The 20,498-nt window shown below is 34.1% G+C and carries 15 protein-coding genes; 3 read left to right on the forward strand and 12 right to left on the reverse strand.

Annotated elements, in window-relative coordinates; genetic code table 11:
- Window positions 1–105 precede the first annotated feature (105 nt).
- A complete protein-coding gene (locus EHV10_RS13475) occupies window positions 106–300 on the forward strand; it encodes an ABC transporter ATP-binding protein (RefSeq protein WP_243116145.1) in 195 nt (64 codons plus the stop codon).
- A gap of 97 nt (window positions 301–397) precedes the next feature.
- Here EHV10_RS13475 and EHV10_RS13480 read toward each other — a convergent pair whose 3' ends face one another.
- The 5 genes from EHV10_RS13480 to EHV10_RS13500 form a co-directional block, all read right to left on the reverse strand.
- Complete coding sequence (locus EHV10_RS13480; protein ID WP_128675097.1) at window positions 398–1,630, reverse strand: ABC transporter substrate-binding protein; 1,233 nt, start codon at window positions 1,628–1,630, stop codon at window positions 398–400.
- Between the two features lie 8 nt (window positions 1,631–1,638).
- Window positions 1,639–2,745, reverse strand: a complete 1,107-nt coding sequence (locus EHV10_RS13485) for a glycoside hydrolase family 172 protein (protein ID WP_128675098.1) — start codon at window positions 2,743–2,745, stop codon at window positions 1,639–1,641.
- 21 nt (window positions 2,746–2,766) lie between these two features.
- Window positions 2,767–3,621, reverse strand: a complete 855-nt coding sequence (locus EHV10_RS13490; RefSeq protein ID WP_128675099.1) for a carbohydrate ABC transporter permease — start codon at window positions 3,619–3,621, stop codon at window positions 2,767–2,769.
- Between the two features lie 12 nt (window positions 3,622–3,633).
- On the reverse strand, window positions 3,634–4,512 hold the full coding sequence (locus tag EHV10_RS13495; protein WP_128675100.1) for a carbohydrate ABC transporter permease: 879 nt from the start codon (window positions 4,510–4,512) through the stop codon (window positions 3,634–3,636).
- An 85-nt stretch (window positions 4,513–4,597) separates the two neighbouring features.
- Complete coding sequence (locus tag EHV10_RS13500) at window positions 4,598–5,863, reverse strand: ABC transporter substrate-binding protein (protein WP_128675101.1); 1,266 nt, start codon at window positions 5,861–5,863, stop codon at window positions 4,598–4,600.
- A 192-nt stretch (window positions 5,864–6,055) separates the two neighbouring features.
- Here EHV10_RS13500 and EHV10_RS13505 point away from each other — a divergent pair, with 192 nt between their 5' ends.
- Window positions 6,056–7,837: a sensor histidine kinase gene (locus EHV10_RS13505; protein ID WP_128675102.1), complete on the forward strand. Its 1,782-nt coding sequence runs from the start codon at window positions 6,056–6,058 to the stop codon at window positions 7,835–7,837.
- Window positions 7,834–9,435, forward strand: coding sequence for a helix-turn-helix domain-containing protein (locus EHV10_RS13510; RefSeq protein WP_128675103.1), 1,602 nt, complete (start codon window positions 7,834–7,836; stop codon window positions 9,433–9,435). Before EHV10_RS13505 ends, EHV10_RS13510 begins: the two co-directional genes overlap by 4 nt.
- Window positions 9,436–9,495: 60 nt before the next feature.
- Here EHV10_RS13510 and tpiA read toward each other — a convergent pair whose 3' ends face one another.
- The 7 genes from tpiA to gyrB all read right to left on the reverse strand — a co-directional run bounded on the left by tpiA (window position 9,496) and on the right by gyrB (window position 20,389).
- Window positions 9,496–10,245: a triose-phosphate isomerase gene (tpiA, locus tag EHV10_RS13515; protein WP_128675104.1), complete on the reverse strand. Its 750-nt coding sequence runs from the start codon at window positions 10,243–10,245 to the stop codon at window positions 9,496–9,498.
- 53 nt (window positions 10,246–10,298) lie between these two features.
- Window positions 10,299–11,513: a phosphoglycerate kinase gene (locus EHV10_RS13520; protein ID WP_034211233.1), complete on the reverse strand. Its 1,215-nt coding sequence runs from the start codon at window positions 11,511–11,513 to the stop codon at window positions 10,299–10,301.
- Window positions 11,514–11,589: 76 nt separating this feature from the next.
- Window positions 11,590–12,621 (reverse strand): type I glyceraldehyde-3-phosphate dehydrogenase, encoded by a 1,032-nt coding sequence (gene gap / locus EHV10_RS13525; RefSeq protein ID WP_034211231.1) that lies wholly within the window; start codon window positions 12,619–12,621, stop codon window positions 11,590–11,592.
- A gap of 123 nt (window positions 12,622–12,744) precedes the next feature.
- The gene (locus EHV10_RS13530) at window positions 12,745–14,403 is read right to left on the reverse strand and encodes a Na/Pi cotransporter family protein (RefSeq protein ID WP_128675105.1); all 1,659 of its coding nucleotides are present in this window, start codon (window positions 14,401–14,403) and stop codon (window positions 12,745–12,747) included.
- A gap of 297 nt (window positions 14,404–14,700) precedes the next feature.
- Window positions 14,701–15,972 carry a diaminopimelate decarboxylase gene (locus tag EHV10_RS13535; RefSeq protein WP_128675106.1) on the reverse strand — a complete coding sequence of 424 codons (1,272 nt, stop codon included), beginning with the start codon at window positions 15,970–15,972 and terminating at the stop codon, window positions 14,701–14,703.
- Window positions 15,973–15,984: 12 nt separating this feature from the next.
- Window positions 15,985–18,459, reverse strand: a complete 2,475-nt coding sequence (gyrA, locus tag EHV10_RS13540; RefSeq protein ID WP_128675107.1) for a DNA gyrase subunit A — start codon at window positions 18,457–18,459, stop codon at window positions 15,985–15,987.
- Window positions 18,460–18,475: 16 nt separating this feature from the next.
- Window positions 18,476–20,389: a DNA topoisomerase (ATP-hydrolyzing) subunit B gene (gyrB, locus tag EHV10_RS13545; protein WP_128675108.1), complete on the reverse strand. Its 1,914-nt coding sequence runs from the start codon at window positions 20,387–20,389 to the stop codon at window positions 18,476–18,478.
- Window positions 20,390–20,498: the final 109 nt, after the last annotated feature.

Genomic DNA, 20,498 nt, shown 5'->3' on the forward strand with positions numbered 1-20,498 from the left:
TAAAAGAACAATATATATATAAAAGGTAGTTGGTCATGAACAACATCCACACAAAACAGTATTCATATGATTAGATTTTTATTTTGCAGAACATGAGGTTTCGATATGAAGAAAATTAAAAAAAGTGAAATGCTTAAGATACTTAAGATCGTATATCCCATTGTAGTCGTAGTAGTAGGGTTTACTCTTTCTTATGTATTTTATGTTTTGAAACTAAGAGGAGTGCTTGAGTTTTTTGTGTATAGTCTTATTATTCTTTTGATGATTATAGTGGGCAGAAAAATATACCATAAGAGTTAGAATAGCATTTCAAACCAAATATCAAACTTAAGGAGGATGTGAAAAAACTCGATTGAGTTTTTTCGCATCCCCATCTTTTAACCTCTATATTTCAAATTCATTTTCTATCGACAATACTTTGAGCTAAATTACATAAATCATCCAATGTAATCTCATCCAATAAATACTTTTGAAATATTCTGCCCATTTCCGAAATATCATTCATCGGATTAGATGACAACGGCCTGACTTTAAAGTTTGTATTCTCAACATATTTTCTTATAATATCAATATCAGGAACATCTATATCTTCCTCTAATATAACATCAATTCTTGCAGGTATCTGATTCATTGCGTTACTATAATCAATGCTCCCTTCTCTACTTGAAATATAACTTAAAAATTTCTTTGCCGCATTTTTATTTTTTGAAGATTTATTAAGTACATACTGCCACGTTGCTATATTAGTTGCATTTTTTTTGAACATAGGAAGTTCTGCCACATGTATTCCATCTTCTCCATACTTTCCTGAATTCAAAAAGATATTTATAGCACCGCTATACATAAATACACATCCATACTTACCGTCAATAAATTTTTGTTCCATTTGTTCGTATCTGTCTATCATTTGATTTTGAGGTGTATAGCCATGTTTCAGCATATCATGCAAAAACTTAACAGCTTCCTTTGTATTATCATTATTCCAATTATAGTAGTCTCCATCAAACATATTTATAAATTGTGATAAATCATTATATATATATGTTTCATCCCATGCACTTCCATATCCATACATGTTTGTACCATAATCATTACTTACAAATAATGAAAAATCATCTAAATTTTTAACTCCTTCGAGTTCTGAATATTTTATATGTTTTTCATTTACCCAAAACATCATAATATCCATAAGGTATGGAACAGAATAAAAATGATTTTTATACATAGCCACTGATTCTACATAATCTTTAGGATATGATTCCACAATATTTTTACTCATTATATCATCTAAATTTTCAATATATCCTTTTACTTTAAACTCACTTACCATCTCATCATTAACTGAAATCAAATCAATATTTGAATTTCCTGATAAAAGTAATGTTGAAATTTCCGCCTGTCTATTATTTGCATCATCCGGACAAGGAATTATATTTATTTTCATATTTAATTTTCTTGATACATCGTTAATATAATTTTTAAAATCAGGATTGTCAGCTTCTATATGCATAATATTTAATTCATCTTCATAATAGTTGCTTATTTCTTTTTCTTCATTCTTCTCATAATTATTACAAGAAGATAGAATTAAACCGATACATAATAAAATACAAAAAATTTTTTTATACAAATCAGCTCCTATCTTGGACGCCTACCTTCTCTTCCTACAAGAGGTAAGAATGATGAATGAGGCTCTGTCTGATACCAATATGCTACACTTGCAACATCATCCTGTCTTTCAAAAAGACCTCCATGTCCAACACCGATTTGCTGTATAGTAACCATTAAATCTTCATCAAAGCATATAGGATCCTGTATATGCCACCTATAGAAACCTCTCATCGGTAAGCAATCATCATTGTGATAGTCATTATGAATCAATTCATCATGTGATGAATAGTACGGATATCCCAAATATGATGTGCTATAATTTTGTTCAACTGTTTTTCCATTTATCTGTTTTGCAAAACTCCACGAACCTCCAAAATAATCTTCAGTTCCTGTACCGCAAATTGTAGGATATTCTATATCTCCGTCTATGTAAAATTTTACTTCTCCTTCTCCCCACCAATATCTTTCCAATGTGGTCAATGCAATATATGTCCCGATATAATGTCCCTTTCCTTTTACATTGTCCAATATTACATAGTCTTTACCTAAAGTTGTAACTCTTTCTCTTCTCCACTGAGCATGAAAATAAGCTATATCGTTAGGAAGATTATCTACAAGACAATAATCAATCTGATAGAAAAATGCCGGTATCGGATTTGGATGCTGGTTTTCCAAAGTTATTCTTGCTCTTTTATTAAAAGGCATTTGAAAATAACTGTTCATTCCTCTATTTGGTACTACAACAATCGGCATTGAATTCACTACACATTCCCTTGCAAATCCACAACAAAAGAAATCCCCAAGTGGACTCTCTACGGAAGGAGTTTTCTCATCGTCCCAATATATCCTTATAATCAGATCACTTAAAACAAAACAATCCGCTTCTGTTGTTTTATTTGTAACTGTAATCCATATATGATTTATTATACCCGGACCCGCTATATCTGCAAGTGTTACAGTTTCACCACTTGGTATATCCTTCAAACACGGACTTCCTTTTCTTGAAGGTCCAAGATTGCTTGATGCCATTCCACCTTTACCTTTTTCTCCTGTAGGATTTTCTGCATTTATTGCTCTACTTTTTCTGTTCTTTAAAATTGCTAAATTTCCTAAACTTCCATATAAATCGTACATAAACTTAACTCCCTATCTAAATTAAGATTTAACACCACCTGCCATAATTCCATCCATAATCTGCTTTTCAAAAACAGCAACAAATAATATTATAGGTAAAAGTATTATCCATCCCATAGCACTAACTAAATCCCACGGTACTCCATACATATTATCCCTTAAAGGAAGTTGAACTATAGCTACAGATAAAACCTGAATTCCGTTGGAATAATATAAAGGTGTAAAAAAATTATTTAAACAATTTATAAAATTAATAATACATACTGTGGCAATAGCGGGTTTCATCAAAGGCAATATTATATAAAATAAGATCTGTATAAAATTTGCTCCATCTATAGCAGCAGCCTCTTCCAGTGAAACAGGTATTTTACCGACGAAATTGTTTAATATCAAAACTGTAAATGGAATAACCGAACTTACATATAGTATTATCAAACCTTGATATGTATCGAACAATCCAACCTTTTTCATAAATTCATATAAAGGCCTTGCAGTAACAACCTCAGGTATAAGTAAAGTTGCAAGTATAAATGCAAACGCTACACTTATCCATTTTGAATTAAACCTTGAAAATCCATAAGCTGCCATTGTACATAATATTGTGCTTATTATTAATGTACTTCCTACTATTATTACTGTATTTCCTATTTTACTTAACAATCCTACATTTTCAATAAGAAATTTATAACTGTCAAGTGTCGGATTATTTGGCAAATAATCTATAGGCTTCTTAAATAATTCTCCTGCAGGAGTAATTGATGATATAAAAATCCAATATACAGGAAATAAGATAAGAAATGCAACCACTATAAATAATAACCATCTGCTTATAGATAAACATTTTTTATATATTTTATTTTTATTATTACTAGTCATATTCTTCTCCTTTTATTCACTGTATTTATTCATAACTCTGATATTAAACCAACTAAATAAAGCCATTAAAATAAAAAGCATTATAGCTAAAGTAGAAGCATACCCTATATTCAGGTTTGTAAAAGATTCCATTGCTATACGATAAGCTATCAATGATGTATCTTCTCCGGGCCCTCCGGATGTCATTGCATATACTAAATCAAATGATGTTAATCTCCATAATGTAAAAGGTATACATAATGTAATAATATTCCTTATAATTAAAGGTAATGTGATTTTAAAGAATATTTGAAAAGCATTTGCTCCATCTACTTTAGCTGCCTCATAAATATCCCCTGAAATGAACTGAAGCCCTGATAATACTAATATTGCAAAAAATGGCAAATCTTTCCACAAATCCATTGCTATAACAGCAATACGGGCAGATCCGGTATTTATTAACCAATTGAATTGAAAACCCGGTATAAATCTTCTAATTAAATCATTTACCAATCCATAATCATTATTAAATCCCCATTTTGCCGCCATTCCTATAACTACAGCCGGCATAGCCCAGGGTATAAGTACTATTGTTCTTAAAAATCTCCTACCTCTGAATTTCAAATTAAGTATCAATGCAAGTATAGTACCTAATATGACATGAAAGAACATTGATACTACTACAAAAATAGAAGTAAATTCAATAGAGGAAATTACTTTATCATCTTTAAACACCTCTATATAATTTTTAAATCCTACAAACTCGTTTATACCTGACAGAACTTTAATATTATACATACTATTTTTAAAAGTAATAATTATAGGATAAATTGTGGTAAATCCCCTTATCAAAAGTACAGGTAAAATCAAAATTACAGGTATATACCTTATTGACTTTTTACTTATGTTCAAAATAATTCCTCCTATAAATAAAATGAGTGCTGCAGTAATATTTTATTTATAAATTCCTACACTGTAGCACTCTTTGGATTATATATTATTTATATTTATCTACCAAATCCTGTGCTTTTTTGCAAAAATCATCTACCGATATTTCACCCTTCATACAAGACTGGTAAATTGTTCCCATATCTGTGATAAACTCCATAGTTTGCGGAAGCATTGGACGTCCTTTTACATTACATTCTGAAGCGTATCTGCTGTACATCTCCTTTGCAGGATCACTGTCAGGAACCACCTTCTCGGCAACATCTTTTCTTGCAGGGTAACGATCAAAAGCCTTATATGACGCTTCCATTCCACCCTCAGATGCCATATACTTTAAAAATTTTATTGCCGCTTCCTTATTTTTTGATGCAGAATTCAATACATAACTCCATGAATCTGTAAATATAGCTCTATTACCGTCATCTGTCATTGAAGGCACCATAGCCATATGAATCTTGTCATCACCAAGCATACCTGCTTTCTGATAATCGGATCCAAGTCCCCACATAAACCAACAACCATATTTTCCATCATTTGCTTTTGGATTCATCTGCTCATATTTATCCGCAATTTGATCAATTGGTGTTTCATTATTTTTTACCATATCATATAAGAATTGTATTGCTTCCTTATTTTCAGGTCTTGTCCAGTCAAAATAATCGCCACCGAACATATTTACAAATTGTGCTATTTCATTAAACACATATGTTTTTTCCCAAGATCCACCATACCCATAAGTACCGTTTACTGAAGCAGCTGACATATATTTTTTAAAATCTTCCTTTGTATCTATAGAAGTTATTCCGGCATTATCCATTATTTTTTGATTTACCCAAAAGGCTAAATATCCTGAATATCCGGGTACTCCGATAACATTTCCTCCTTTATCGGTAATCATCTGCTCCAAATATCCCTTTGCAAATTCACCACGAATATCATCAGTCATAACTGTATCATTAAGTCCTTCAAGCCAACCTGAATTTTTAAATGATGCACTCATTTCATCATTTATTTCCAATATATCTACGCTTGAATCACCTGTAGATAGTATTGTTGTGATTTTTTGCTGTCTCGTATCTGAGTCTGTAGGTGCCGCAATTACATTAATCTTTAATCCTGTAGCATCTTGAACATTATTTAACCATTCATCAAAATCGGCATCTGTAGTATTGATACTATATAATGTCAAATCATATTTGGAATTTCCACCGTTTTCCGAGTTTTTGCTTGACTGAGTTGTTCCTGACCCACACCCGGCTAACAGACCTGTTAATAGTACTGTACTTAACATTACACTCTTTATTCTTTTATTCATCTTTCCTCCTTATTGTCCCTAAAACACTTCACTTACACATATAGGACGTACGCTTTTTGATAATTACATCATAGTAGAATTTATAATTTTCAAAAATACAATATATTATGATTCATTTATATTATTTTTGTTTATATTGTTTTGTTTTTTTTTACAGTCTATAATTGCTTATATGTTTACAAGGAGGTTCTTATGCCTATTATAAGATATGTCAAAAATTTTATATTTTCAAAATATCATCATAGATTGATTTTTTCTTTTTTGATTTGTACTTTACTGCCTCTTATTTTAATGGGCTCAGTGTTGTACAGTATTACACATAAAATTGCAGGTGACAGCATATTAAATTCTATTATACTTGCAGATGATCAACTAAGTATAAGAATTAATAACAGATTAAATCAAGCTGAAAAAGTATCTAATACAATTCAATATGACATGTATTCATTAATGCAAAAAATGTCTGATACTCGAGAAGATTTTGCAATAATTTCGAATGTTAGGGACAATATTTCTCTATTAAAATCAACTTTTGATTTTTATCATATTGATATTTTTTTAGACGATAAAAATATTGCAGCTTCAGAAGGACTTTTTTTTCATCCTCTATCTGATTTAAGAAAAACAGGTCTTGAAGATATTATAAATTCAAATCAAAAATGGATTTATAAAAAACAGTACAATCTTCCTTATGTCATTAATAACACAAAAAATACTCAAGATGTAATAGCTTGTTTCAATGTATTAAATAATCAAGTTTCCGGTAATACTGAATATGTTTATTTAGTACTCTTACGTACTGATGAACTTTCCAAAATGCTACAAGAAAGTTTTGACAACGTTAATTTAACAGGATATATAATAGATCAAAATGGCACCGTTATTTCACATACAAGCAAGGAACTTATAGGTACCAAGATAAATAATATTGATTTAAATATAAATTCTGATAATACTATAGTTGAGAACAGCAGCTTATATTATCACATAGTTGTTCTTGATAATGGATGGTATCATATAACCGAAATTCCTAAAAATTACATTTTTAAGCATATATACACATTACTTAGAACGTTTATTATAATAATATTTTTATCTGTCCCTGTAATACTGTTGGTTATTTTTTTTACTTCAATTAATTTAACCGATAGAATTAGTAAACTGTCTTCCGCTATGGATAATTTTAAACTTGGTAAAAAAAGTATTGATGTGGATTATATATCTGCATTAGATAACAATTATTCTCTTGATGAGGTGGATAAACTTGGACTGACATTTTTAAATATGCAATCATCGATTAATAAAAATATGCAATCTATTTTGGAGCTTACTTTATCCGAAGAAAAGCTTAAGTACCAGCTTCTTCAATCCCAGATAAATCCTCATTTTTTATATAATATTTTGGGAACAATACAAACTTGTCAAACAATAGGAAAAATAGATATAGCCAATCGTATGATCAGTAACCTTACTCGTTTTTATAGAATGTCACTTAGAAAATCTGATGAAAAGATAAAAATAAAAGACGAATTGGAAATTTCTAAATTATATCTGGAAATGGAACAACTTTGTCGTCAAGATACACTTAGCTGGACTATAAATGCTGAAGAAGGTATAGAGAACTTTTTAATATGTAAGTTTACATTACAACCTTTTTTGGAGAACTCAATTTTACATGGATACTCATCTGAAAAAACAAATATACATATCAATATAAATATTTGCTATGGAGATGATGAAGTTATTATTACTATAGAGGATAATGGCTGTGGTATTCCAAATGATAAGTTAGAACAAATCCGATATAAATTAAGTAATCATATAGTAGACTATAACCAACATTTCGGCATTTGTAATGTTAATAAAAGAATTTCAAATACTGACTTTGGAAACGGTATTGTCCTGATTGAAAGTGAAGAAAGAAAAGGTACAAAAATTATAATAAAATATGCTCAAATGGAGGATTTCTCTTGAAAAAAGTAGTTTTAGCCGATGATAATTATATTGTCTCAGAAGGTATAAAATTAAATATTGACTGGAATGAATTAAATGCAGAAATAGTTTTAATTGCAAAAAGTGGACAGGAAGTACTTAATTATATAATTGATAATCATGTTGATTTAATAATAACTGATATTGAAATGCCGAACTTAAACGGAATCTCTCTAAGCCGTGAGGCTATAAAAATTAATCCATATATTAAAATAATCTTGATTAGTGCATATGATAAATTTGAATATGCAAAACAGGCTGTCAGTATTGGAGTTTGTGATTATATTGAAAAGCCTATAGATTATGATTTCTTATATAAAAAGATAAAAAGTTCTTTTGAAATAATAGATAGAGAGCAACGTAATCTGTCTATTGTAAAGGAAAGCAGACAACTTATGATAACCAAATTTTTCCAGGAGTTACTATATTTCTCAACTGATAAAACATTAGGATATTTTGATAAATATATAAGCTATCTGGAATTGGATATGAGTTATTCGCATTTTAATATAATCAAAATGGAAATTGAAAGTTCTTCTATGCTTGAAGAAAATAACGGGGTTTTAACATTTCAAACGGAAATACTAAATATATCGGATGTATTCCTAAGTAAATGTAAAATTTTTGATAATGTCTATTATATACAGGACTTAAATAATTTAATCTTTATAATAGCACAAAACAGTAAAACACCTGCACATTTCCAGTATGTAATTCATAATGTAATTTCATCTTTTATAGATAATTATAAATCTCCAATATTAAATATAAATGTTGGAATTGGTACTATTGTTGATAGTATATCAAAGCTTCATGTATCATATGAAAATGCATGTCATGCTCTAAAATATAGGTTTTTTTATCCTAACCAAAGTATATTTGATGCTGTTGAAGCTACCGGTAAAGAATTCAGTTTATTATCCACATCAGATTCAGATGATGATGAACTTATCGGACTGCTATGCAAAAAAGATAATTCATCAATTGAAGAATGGCTTAAAAACTTCTTTGATGATTTATCAACAAAATATAAAAACAAAAATATTATGTTTATACGTATATATTCTCTACTTGGCAAAATATTGAGATTTCTATATGAAATAAATATTGATACTAAGGACTTGGAAGAAAGAGTAATATCTGTATATAGCCGTTTTGATACATTTCACACATATGAGCAATTTTTATTATGGATGAGAGAACTTTGCAATTTGGTATGTGATAAACTAAATTTTTCTCTAAAATCCTACCATGAACATACATATGAATTGGTAGATAATTATATTAAAAATAATTTTGAGGATAATACTCTCAGTCTGAATGACATAGCAAAATATGCAAATATGAGTCCATCATACTTAAGTGCATTGTATAAAAAAAATAACAACCAAAGTATAAGCGATACTATTACATCATACCGCATTGATGCAGCAAAGGAATATTTAATTAAAACAAACTTATCTTTAAAAGAAATAAGTATTAAATGCGGTTATGCAAACCAATATTATTTCAGCACAAGTTTTAAAAAACAATTAGGCATATCTCCATCCAGCTACAGAGAAAAGTATTCATCATTATAAATTTATTAAAAGATTATGGAGGAGTGACTCGTTTTGAGTTACTCCTCCCTATTTTTTCTATTATTTATAATTTACTATCTTTCCAAAATCCGGCTTTAAGCTTGCTCCACCTACTAGTCCGCCGTCGATATCAGCTTCTGCGAAAAGCTCTGCCGCATTTCCTGCATTTACTGAACCGCCGTACTGAATTCTGATCTTCTCAGCTACATCGCTTCCATATACCTCTTTGATACACTCTCTGATAGCCTTACAAACTTCCTCAGCCTGTGCAGTTGTAGCAGTCTTACCTGTACCGATTGCCCAGATTGGCTCATAAGCGATAACAGCGTTTGCAGCGTTCTCGGCACTTACATTCTGGAATGCGATCTTTATCTGTGTTCTGATAAAGTCTATTGCAATGCCCTGCTCTCTCTGTGTAAGAGTCTCACCGCAGCATATGATTGGTGTAATACCATGCTCAAATGCCTTAAGTACTTTCTTGTTTACAGTCTCATCTGTCTCCGCAAAGTATTCTCTTCTCTCTGAATGTCCGATGATGACATACTTTACACCTACATCTGTAAGCATATTTGGTGCTATTTCTCCTGTATATGCACCGTTCTCTTCATAGTACATATTCTCTGCACCGATCTGAATATTGCTTCCCTTTGCAGCCTCTATAGCCAGTATTATATCAATTGCAGGTACACAGAATACAACATCTACTTCATCATTTGCAACTAAAGGCTTTAACTCATTGATTAATGCAGTTGTCTCTGAAGGAGTTTTATTCATCTTCCAGTTACCTGCAATAATTTTTCTTCTTGCCATAATATTCTCCGTTCTTTTTGGGAACCTCGACATTCCCCTATATTTTAAAATTTTTATCTATTGTCAGCTGCAGCTACACCCGGTAATTCCTTACCCTCTAAGAATTCAAGTGAAGCACCGCCACCTGTAGAAATATGTGTCATCTTATCTGCAAATCCAAGTCTCTTTACCGCATTTACAGAATCTCCACCACCGATAACAGTTGTAGCATCCTTTAGATCTGCTACGGCTCTACATACTTCAAGTGTTCCCTCTGCAAACTTCTCAAACTCAAATACACCCATAGGTCCATTCCATACTACAGTCTTTGCGCCTTCAAGAGCCTTCTTATAGTTCTCTATTGTCTTAGGTCCGATATCAAATCCTGACCATCCCGCATCTATAGTATCAACTACCTTAGACTCTGTATCATTTGAGAATTCCTTACCCTCTACATGGTCTACAGGAAGTAAAAGGTTTACTCCTCTTTCCTTAGCCTTGTTTATCATCTCAAGTGCATAGTCAAGCTTATCCTCTTCACAAAGTGAGTTTCCAATTTCCTCTCCCTTTGCCTTTAAGAATGTATATGCCATACCGCCACCGATGATAAGTGTATCTACTTTCTCAAGGAGGTTGTTGATAACATTGATCTTATCTGAAACCTTAGCTCCGCCAAGAATTGCTACAAACGGACGAACAGGGTTCTCTACAGCCTCTCCGAGGAACTTGATTTCCTTCTCCATAAGGTATCCTACAACATTCTCCTTACAGAACTTAGTTACACCAACATTTGAGCAATGTGCTCTATGTGCTGTACCGAATGCATCGTTTACAAAGATATTGTCATCACAAAGTGCAGCAAGCTCTTTTGCATACTCTACAGCTGAATCTTCCTTACCGTACTTTGTCTCTTCAGCTCTGTAACGTGTATTCTCCAATAAGAGAACTTCTCCGTCCTTAAGCTCTGCAGCAAGCTTTCTTGTTTCTTCTCCTGTTACCTTAGGATCTGAAACGAACTTTACATTTACTCCAAGTCTCTCTGAAAGTGCAGGAGCTACAGGTGCAAGGCTCATCTCAGGTAACGGCTCACCCTTCGGCTTTCCAAGATGTGAGCAAAGAATAACTTTAGCTCCGCCGTCAAGGAGTTTCTTTATTGTAGGGATTGCTCCGTCTATACGATTGTAGTTCTGGATAACTCCGTCCTTTAAAGGAACATTGAAGTCACAACGAACCAATACTTTCTGACCTTTTAAATTCTTTAAATCATCTACTGTTTTCTTGTTAAGCATAGTTTCTCCTTATTAATAAAAAAGGCGGTCCGGCCCAATATGACCGGACCACCTTGGTCTCTTATACTATTTATAATTATGCTAATTCAGCAAAGTACTTGATTGTTCTAACCATCTGTGATGTGTAAGAATTCTCGTTATCGTACCATGAAACAACCTGAACCTGATATAAATCATCAGCTATAGGTGTTACCATTGTCTGTGTTGCATCAAATAATGAACCATACTGCATACCGATAACGTCAGATGAAACAATCTCATCCTCTGTGTATCCGAATGATGCAGATGCGGCAGCCTTCATTGCAGCATTGATATCTTCTTTTGTAAGTCCTGCCTTCTTTACAACAGCTGTAAGGATTGTTGTAGAACCTGTTGGAACAGGAACTCTCTGTGCAGATCCGATAAGCTTTCCGTTAAGCTCAGGGATAACAAGTCCGATAGCCTTTGCAGCACCTGTTGAGTTAGGTACGATATTTGCAGCACCTGCTCTTGCTCTTCTAAGGTCACCCTTTCTGTGTGGTCCGTCAAGGATCATCTGATCACCTGTATAAGCATGAATTGTGCTCATGATACCGCTCTGGATAGGAGCAAGCTTGTTAAGTGTATCAGCCATAGGTGCAAGACAGTTTGTTGTACATGAAGCAGCCGAAATAACTGTGTCACTTGCCTTAAGTGTCTTCTCGTTTACGCTGAATACAACTGTAGGAAGATCATTTCCTGCAGGAGCTGAAATAACAACTTTCTTAGCACCTGCATTGATATGTGCCTGTGACTTCTCCTTTGATGTGTAGAATCCTGTACACTCAAGTACAACATCTACTCCGATCTGTCCCCAAGGAAGCTTTGAAGCATCTGCCTCTTTGTAGATTGTAATCTTCTTTCCGTCAACTGTGATTGAATCCTCACCTGCTTCTACTGTGTGCTTTCCTTCTCCTATACGTCCTGCAAATCCTCCCTGTGCTGTATCATACTTTAAAAGATGTGCCAACATCTTAGGATCTGTAAGATCATTGATTGCTACTACTTCATATCCATCAGCCTCAAACATCTGTCTGAAAGCTAAACGACCAATACGTCCAAAACCGTTAATTGCTACTTTTACTGACATTTTAGTTCCTCCTAAAATTAGTACTTAAAATGATGTTTATCTCAATTGATAATTATTCATCAATCATTCTTAATTGTACAAAATTATAAACATAATTGCAAGTAAATCTTTAAAACTTCTTATTTATATTTCATTCTTTACATATCCCGCAATATTTGTTGCATGATCTGAGACACGCTCCAAATTACTTATGATATCAAGGAATGCGATTCCGGCCTGTGGATTACAATCTCCCTTTGACAATCTTTCAATATGTTTCTCTCTCATTTCATCCTCAAGCATATCCACTTCATCCTCAAGCTTATTGACCTTTCTCACAGCTCTAAGAGCATCACCGCTTCTTGCATTAAGTGCGATTTCAAAGGCTTCAATACTGTCTTTTGAAATTTCTGCAAGGTCTTCTTTACCGAGATCACTGAATTCAAGATCGTTGTCTATTATATACTTTGCATTTTCAGAAAGGTTATCGGCATGATCACCGACTCTTTCTATATCGGTTACCATATTGAAGAGATTGTTAATATGCTTCTTCTGATTTTCACTGAGTGAAAGATTGTCTACCTTTATAAGGAATTCCGTCAAAGCTTCCTGCATATCATCAAGCTTTTTTTCACATTTTGCAACTGTTTCTATATCTTCAAGGCTCTTATTGTTGATAGCACTCATAGCCGCATTTAAACTTTTTAGAGCAATTTCTCCCATGCGGGCAACTTCATTATTTGCAGTCTGTACAGCAAAAGCAGGGCTTAGAAGAACTCTTTCATCAAGCTGCAGTACAGGCTCTTTTACCTCTTCCTCAACTTCATCATCCTTACCTCTTACAATCATTCCTGAAAGTTTTACAAGCAATCCCGCAAAAGGATAAAGTAGTGTAGTCATTGTAAGATTAAAAAATGTATGAAATATTGAAATCTCTACAGCATTGATAGTGTGATTTGCAAGTTTTACATTCACTGTAAATACAATAAATCCAAGTATACCGAAGACTATAGCACCTATTGTATTGAATAAAAGATGTATAGCTGCGGCTCTCTTTGCAGTTCTTGAGCTTCCCAAACTTGAAATAATCGCTGTAACACATGAACCGATATTTTGTCCTAGAGTTATATATATGGCTGCCGCAGTATTTACCACACCGTTAAATGCGAGTGTTTGCAAAATACCAACCGACGCTGATGAGCTTTGCATAAGAGCTGTTACTACAATACCTACTATGATACCAAGTATCGGATTACCACCAAGTACTCTGAATGCTTCCGAGAATATAGGAGCACTTGTGAAAGGCTTTATATTGCCTGCCATAAGATCAAGTCCCAAAAACAGCATTCCAAGTCCCAGAATTATTTCACCTATAGTTTTTTTCTTGTCGGATTTTGAAAACAGTATAAATATCGCACCTATACCAATCATTAACGGTGCATAGAATCCCGGCTGAAAGAGCTTGAGTGAATCGCCTATTGTTCCAAGTGATACTATCCACGCTGTAATTGTAGTACCGATATTGGCACCCATGATTACACCTACAGCCTGGACAAGGCTTAACATTCCGGCACTAACAAAACCTACTACCATTACGGTGGTAGCACCTGAGCTTTGTATTATGGCTGTTATTACCGCACCCAGTAAGATGGCTGTAAACCTGTTATCCGTTATCTTACTGAGGAACTGTTGCATCTTTCCTCCGGCAGTCTTTTGCATACCGTCCGCCATGATATGCATTCCATATAGGAAAAGTCCAAGACCGCCTAAGAATCCAAAGAGATATGATACATTATCAATCATTTTTGTTCTCCTCTTAAAACATACCTACTGATATCCTCTGCAGGATCAAAATCCAACAGCTATATACTGTACATTCTATCAAGTTATATTATTTTAAGCAATACAAGAATGATATTTCAACAAATTAAAAAGACACCCTTTTTACGGGGTGCCTTCTTAAGGATTTCTATATATAGGATTCATTGTAAGTGCTTCGTTATGATGATGTAATATTATCATACTTCTTCGTAAAAGAATTGAAATACTGTTGAACTTATTATGAATTATTTCTTAAACCTGAAAAGAATGTTTTTCATTTTATTTCAAATATTTATCCATAATGTCACAGAAATCAAAGGTTGCAAAGTAATCCTTATCAGTCTCGGCTCTTCTTATAAGTTTTACATTTCCGTCTTCCTGTAATAAAAGCTCTGCCGACTTTAACTTTCCGTTATAATTATATCCCATTGCAAATCCATGTGCTCCGGTATCATAAATATAGATATAATCACCCTTATCTATCTTCGGAAGTTTTCTGTCTATAGCAAATTTATCATTGTTTTCACACAGTGAACCTACAACGTCATATGTATGTTCTGCAATTTTTCCTTCCTTACCAAGTACGCTAAGGTGATGATATGCTCCATACATGGCAGGTCGCATAAGGTTTACCGCACAGGCATCCACACCTATATACTCCTTATATGTATGCTTTTCATGTACGGCTTTTGTTACCAAAGCGCCATACGGTCCAAGCATATATCTTCCAAGCTCTGTAAATATAGCGACATCTTTAATATCATTTGCTACAAGTACCTCATCATAGACCTTTTTTACACCTTTGCCTATCTCAAATATATCATTAGGCTCTTGATCGGGGGTATATGGTATACCCACTCCACCTGACAGATTTATAAAGCTTACACATATACCGCATTCATTCTTTATTCTTACCGCAAACTCAAACAGTTCCTTTGCAAGTTTAGGATAGTATTCATTTGTAACCGTATTGCTTGCAAGAAATGCATGAATACCGAAGTACTTTACACCTTTTGACTTCATTATATTGAATGCTTCTATAATCTGATCCGGAGTCATGCCGTATTTGGCATCTCCCGGATTGTCCATTATACCGTTTGACATAGTAAAGACTCCGCCGGGATTATATCTGGCACTCATAGTCTCAGGCAATTTTCCACAAATTTCTTCTACATATTCTATATGTGTGATATCATCCAAGTTTATTATTGCTCCGAGATCATTTGCAAACTTGAATTCTTCTATAGGAGTTTCATTTGAGGAAAACATTATATCTTTTCCTCTAAAACCGCATGCATCACTTAATTCAAGCTCTGTCATAGAAGAACAGTCCATACCACAACCGCATTCTTTTAATATATTCATTATAAAAGGATTCGGAGTGGCTTTTACGGCAAAGTATTCTTTAAATCCCTTATTCCAACTGAACGCTTCATTTAATTTTTTTGCATTCTCTCTGATTCCTTTTTCGTCATATATATGCCATGGCGTCGGATATGTTTTTACAATTTCTCTTACTTTATCTAATGTCAAAAATGGTATTTTTTGCATTTTATTTCCTTTCTATGTATTGCTTTCTTCTTCAGATTCGGTGTTTTTCTCTTCTCTGACCTTCGCAATACTTGCAATTTTGGTATCACTTTCTCTGTCTATATTCATAAGCTTAACACCTGATGCGGCTCTTCCAAGCACTGATATTCCGCTTACTTCTATTCTGATAATGATTCCCTCTGTGGTTATAAGCAAAAGTTCTCTGTCTTCATCAACAAGTTTTGCTCCGACCAACTTTCCGGTCTTTTCATTATCTTTATAGCATATGATACCTTTACCGCCTCTGTTTTGGACTTTGAACTCGGATATCCTTGTTCTCTTTCCATATCCATACTCAGAAACAAGAAGCAAATATTCCCCTTGAGATGCCAGCTGCATTCCGATGACCTCATCATCTTTGTTCAGTCTCATACCGTGAACTCCGGTAGCACCTCTACCCATAGCTCTTATATCTTTATCATTGATTCTTATACACATACCGTCTTTTGAAACTATGATAAGATCGTCGTCACCATGAGTTACCTTAACTTCTATCAGCTCATCATCCTCTGTGAGATTTATGGCCGCCAGTCCGTTCTTTCTTATATTGTCAAACAGATTTATCTGACATTTCTTTATAGTACCCTTCTTTGTTACCATAAAGAGATATCCATCCTTTGACTTTGCCTCACTCGGAATAATAGCTGAAATCTTCTCATCAGGCTGCAAATTCAACAAGTTTACTATTGCAACACCCCTTGCAGTTCTTGAAGCTTCCGGAATCTTATATCCCTTTATAGTATAAACTCTACCCTTATTTGTGAAGAAGTATATATCATTGTGAGTGGTTGACATAACAATATCTTCGATAAAGTCGTCATCAATAGTCTGCATACCCTTGATGCCCTTACCGCCTCTGTTTTGTACATTGAAATTGTCAGGACTCATTCTCTTTATATATCCAAGCTTTGTCATTGCAATGATAATATCTTCTCTTTGGATAAGATCCTCATCCTCCATATCATCATCCTGTATAAAGCCTGTTCTTCTGTCATCTTTGAATTTATCTTCAACTACAAGAATCTCTTCTTTTATAACTCCGAGAAGTTTTTTGTTATCTGCCAATATACCCTCAAAATATGCAATCTTTGATAAAAGCTCATTATACTCAGACTCAAGTCTCTCTCTTTCCAGACCTGTAAGCGCTCTTAGACGCATATCAACTATTGCCTGTGCCTGTGCATCACTAAGTCCGAATCTCTTTATAAGTTCTTCTTTTGCAATACTTACATTTGCACTGCCTCTGATAATCTTTATAATCTCATCAATATTATCAAGGGCTATAAGCAAACCTTCCAAAATATGAGCTCTTTCCTTAGCTTTATTGAGATCATACTTTGTTCTTCTTGTTACTACATCCTCCTGATGTGCAAGATAATACTCAAGCATCTGTAAAATATTAAGCACCTTTGGCTGATTATTTACAAGTGCAAGCATATTTACACCGAAAGTTTCCTGTAACTGTGTATGCTTATATAATCTATTTAAAATAACTCCGGCATTTACATCTCTTCTGAGTTCTATAACAACTCTCATTCCTTCTCGGTTTGATTCGTCTCTAAGATCTGTAATACCGTCTATTCTTTTATCTTTTACAAGTTCGGCAATCTTTTCGATAAGCTTTGCTTTATTTACAAGATATGGAAGCTCGGTAACTATAATTCTGTTTTTGCCGTTCGGCATTGCTTCTATTTCAGATACCGCTCTTACCTTTATCTTTCCTCTACCTGTAGTATAGGCTTCTCTGATTCCTCTAAGTCCAAGTATATGCGCACCTGTAGGGAAATCAGGTCCCTTTATGATATCAAGCATCTCATCGATAGTGGATTCTTTTTCTTCTATTTTATTATCTATTATTCTTACTACGGCATCTATTACCTCGCTTAAATTGTGAGGTGGAATATTTGTAGCCATACCTACCGCAATACCTGTGGTACCGTTTACAAGGAGGTTCGGATATCTTGACGGCAGTACTGTAGGCTCTTTTTCAGTCTCATCAAAGTTTGGAGCAAAGTCAACAGTGTCCTTATTTATATCGGCAAGCATCTCCATGGCAATCTTTGAGAGTCTTGCCTCTGTATATCTCATGGCTGCCGCGCCGTCTCCGTCCACAGATCCGAAGTTTCCGTGTCCGTCCACAAGAGGATATCTCATGGACCAATCCTGAGCCATATTTACCAATGATCCGTATATTGAAGAATCTCCGTGTGGGTGATATTTACCCATTGTATCTCCGACAATACGAGCACATTTTCTATGCGGCTTGTCAGGACCGTTATTTAGTTCTATCATAGAAAAGAGCACTCTTCTTTGTACAGGCTTTAAACCGTCTCTTATATCGGGAAGCGCTCTTGCTGCAATAACACTCATTGCATAGTCAATATATGACTTTTCCATGGTTTTCTTTAAGTCGATTTCATTAAACTTGTCGAAAACATTTGGTTCCATATTTTAACCTACCTTTTTAAATATCCAAATTCGATACATACTTCGCATTTGTCTCTATAAACTCTCTTCTCGGAGCAACCTGATCTCCCATAAGAGTATTAAATGTTAAATCTGTTTCTGAAAGCATAGACTCGTCAAGTACCACTTTTTTAAGTACTCTTCGTTCAGGATCCATAGTTGTTTCCCAAAGTTGCTCGGCATCCATCTCTCCCAAACCTTTATATCTTTGTATCTTATTATTCTGATCTCTTCCGACTTCTTTTAAGATATTATCAAGCTCTTCATCAGAATATGCGTACCATACCTTTTTATTCTTCTCTAACTTATACAGTGGAGGCTGAGCCAGATATACATGACCTTCCTTTATAAGTTCAGGCATAAATCTATATATAAATGTCAGCATCAATGTATCAATATGAGCTCCGTCCACATCGGCATCAGTCATTATAATAATTTTATTATAGCGAAGCTTGCTGATATCAAAATCTTCCTGTATACCTGTACCGAATGCTGTAATCATTGACTTAATCTCGGCATTTGAATATACCTTATCAGGTCTTGCCTTCTCCACATTGAGTATTTTTCCTCTAAGTGGCAAAATAGCCTGTGTATCTCTCTTTCTGGCTGATTTTGCGGAACCTCCCGCAGAGTCTCCCTCGACTATAAATATCTCACATTCTTCAGGATTCTTGCTTGAACAGTCCGCCAATTTACCCGGTAAACTCATACCGTCAAGTGCAGACTTTCTTCTTGTAAGATCTCTTGCCTTTCTTGCTGCAGCTCTTGCTCTTTGCGCTGTAATAGCCTTATCACTTATAAGCTTTGCTATTCCGGGATTTTGCTCAAGGAAATAAGTAAGCTTCTCACTTACTATAGCATTCACCGCAGTCTGTGCCTCGGAGTTTCCAAGTTTTTGCTTGGTCTGACCTTCAAACTGTGGGTTCTGTATCTTCACAGAGATTATAGCTACAAGTCCTTCCCTTATGTCTTCTCCTGAAAGATTATCCTCATTTTCCTTTAGCAGTTTATTGTTTCTGGCATATTCATTAAATGTCTTTGTAAGTGCATTTTTAAATCCTGAAAGATGAGTTCCACCCTCAGGAGTATTTATATTATTTACAAAAGTATAAATTCCCTCTGTATAAGTGTCATTGTGCTGCATTGCAACTTCAACAACCACATTTTCTTTCACACCCTCACAGTATATTACTTCATCGTATATAGGTGCCTTACCCTTATTGAGATATGTAACAAATTCCTTGATACCACCCTCATAGTGAAAAGACATTTCTTTCTTTTCTTCTCTGTCATCAATCAAAACAATTTTTAACGCCTTGGTAAGAAAAGCTGTCTCTCTTAATCTGACTTTCAATATATCAAAGTCATACACTGTTTCTTCAAATATAGTTGCATCCGGTAAGAAGCTTACCTCGGTACCGCTTTCACCGGGATCACATTCACCTATCACATGCATATTCTCTACGACTTTACCCTTTTCAAATCGCATATGATAGATTTTGCCTTCTTTGTAAACCTTTACATCGAGCCAAGTAGATAATGCATTTACTACAGATGCACCTACTCCATGCAGTCCGCCTGAGGTCTTATATCCTCCACCGCCGAATTTTCCTCCGGCATGCAGTATTGTAAATACTACCTCCAGTGCCGGCTTTCCAGCCTTTTGCTGAATGTCTACCGGTATACCTCTACCGTTATCTCTTACAGTGATTGAATTATCTTCATTTATTTTTACCTTAATCTCTGTACAAAATCCTGCAAGAGCCTCATCTACAGAGTTATCTACTATCTCATAAACAAGATGATGAAGACCCCTTGATGATATTGAACCAATATACATTCCGGGTCTTACTCTAACGGCCTCTAAACCTTCCAGTATTTGAATTTGGGATGCATCATACTCTGTACTCATACTATCTCCTTTAAATCATCTGAGAATACATTCTCAGGAAAATTTACTCTTAATGTCATATCTATATATTATAACATTTTTTTTGAAAATGTGGAATAAAATTACCACA

Source organism: Lachnoanaerobaculum gingivalis (genome assembly GCF_003862475.1).
Classification (GTDB): Bacteria; Bacillota; Clostridia; order Lachnospirales; family Lachnospiraceae; genus Lachnoanaerobaculum; species Lachnoanaerobaculum gingivalis.

Excerpts from the sequence above, each read along its gene's own strand:
- EHV10_RS13485 (WP_128675098.1), bottom strand. The coding sequence starts at position 2,745 with ATGTACGATTTATATGGAAGTTTAGGAAATTTAGCAATTTTAAAGAAC.
- EHV10_RS13520 (WP_034211233.1), bottom strand. The coding sequence starts at position 11,513 with ATGCTTAACAAGAAAACAGTAGATGATTTAAAGAATTTAAAAGGTCAG.
- EHV10_RS13500 (WP_128675101.1), bottom strand. The coding sequence starts at position 5,863 with ATGAATAAAAGAATAAAGAGTGTAATGTTAAGTACAGTACTATTAACA.
- EHV10_RS13530 (WP_128675105.1), bottom strand. The coding sequence starts at position 14,403 with ATGATTGATAATGTATCATATCTCTTTGGATTCTTAGGCGGTCTTGGA.
- EHV10_RS13490 (WP_128675099.1), bottom strand. The coding sequence starts at position 3,621 with ATGACTAGTAATAATAAAAATAAAATATATAAAAAATGTTTATCTATA.
- tpiA (WP_128675104.1), bottom strand. The coding sequence starts at position 10,245 with ATGGCAAGAAGAAAAATTATTGCAGGTAACTGGAAGATGAATAAAACT.
- EHV10_RS13535 (WP_128675106.1), bottom strand. The coding sequence starts at position 15,972 with ATGCAAAAAATACCATTTTTGACATTAGATAAAGTAAGAGAAATTGTA.
- gyrB (WP_128675108.1), bottom strand. The coding sequence starts at position 20,389 with ATGAGTACAGAGTATGATGCATCCCAAATTCAAATACTGGAAGGTTTA.
- EHV10_RS13475 (WP_243116145.1), top strand. The coding sequence starts at position 106 with ATGAAGAAAATTAAAAAAAGTGAAATGCTTAAGATACTTAAGATCGTA.
- gyrA (WP_128675107.1), bottom strand. The coding sequence starts at position 18,459 with ATGGAACCAAATGTTTTCGACAAGTTTAATGAAATCGACTTAAAGAAA.
- EHV10_RS13505 (WP_128675102.1), top strand. The coding sequence starts at position 6,056 with ATGCCTATTATAAGATATGTCAAAAATTTTATATTTTCAAAATATCAT.
- gap (WP_034211231.1), bottom strand. The coding sequence starts at position 12,621 with ATGTCAGTAAAAGTAGCAATTAACGGTTTTGGACGTATTGGTCGTTTA.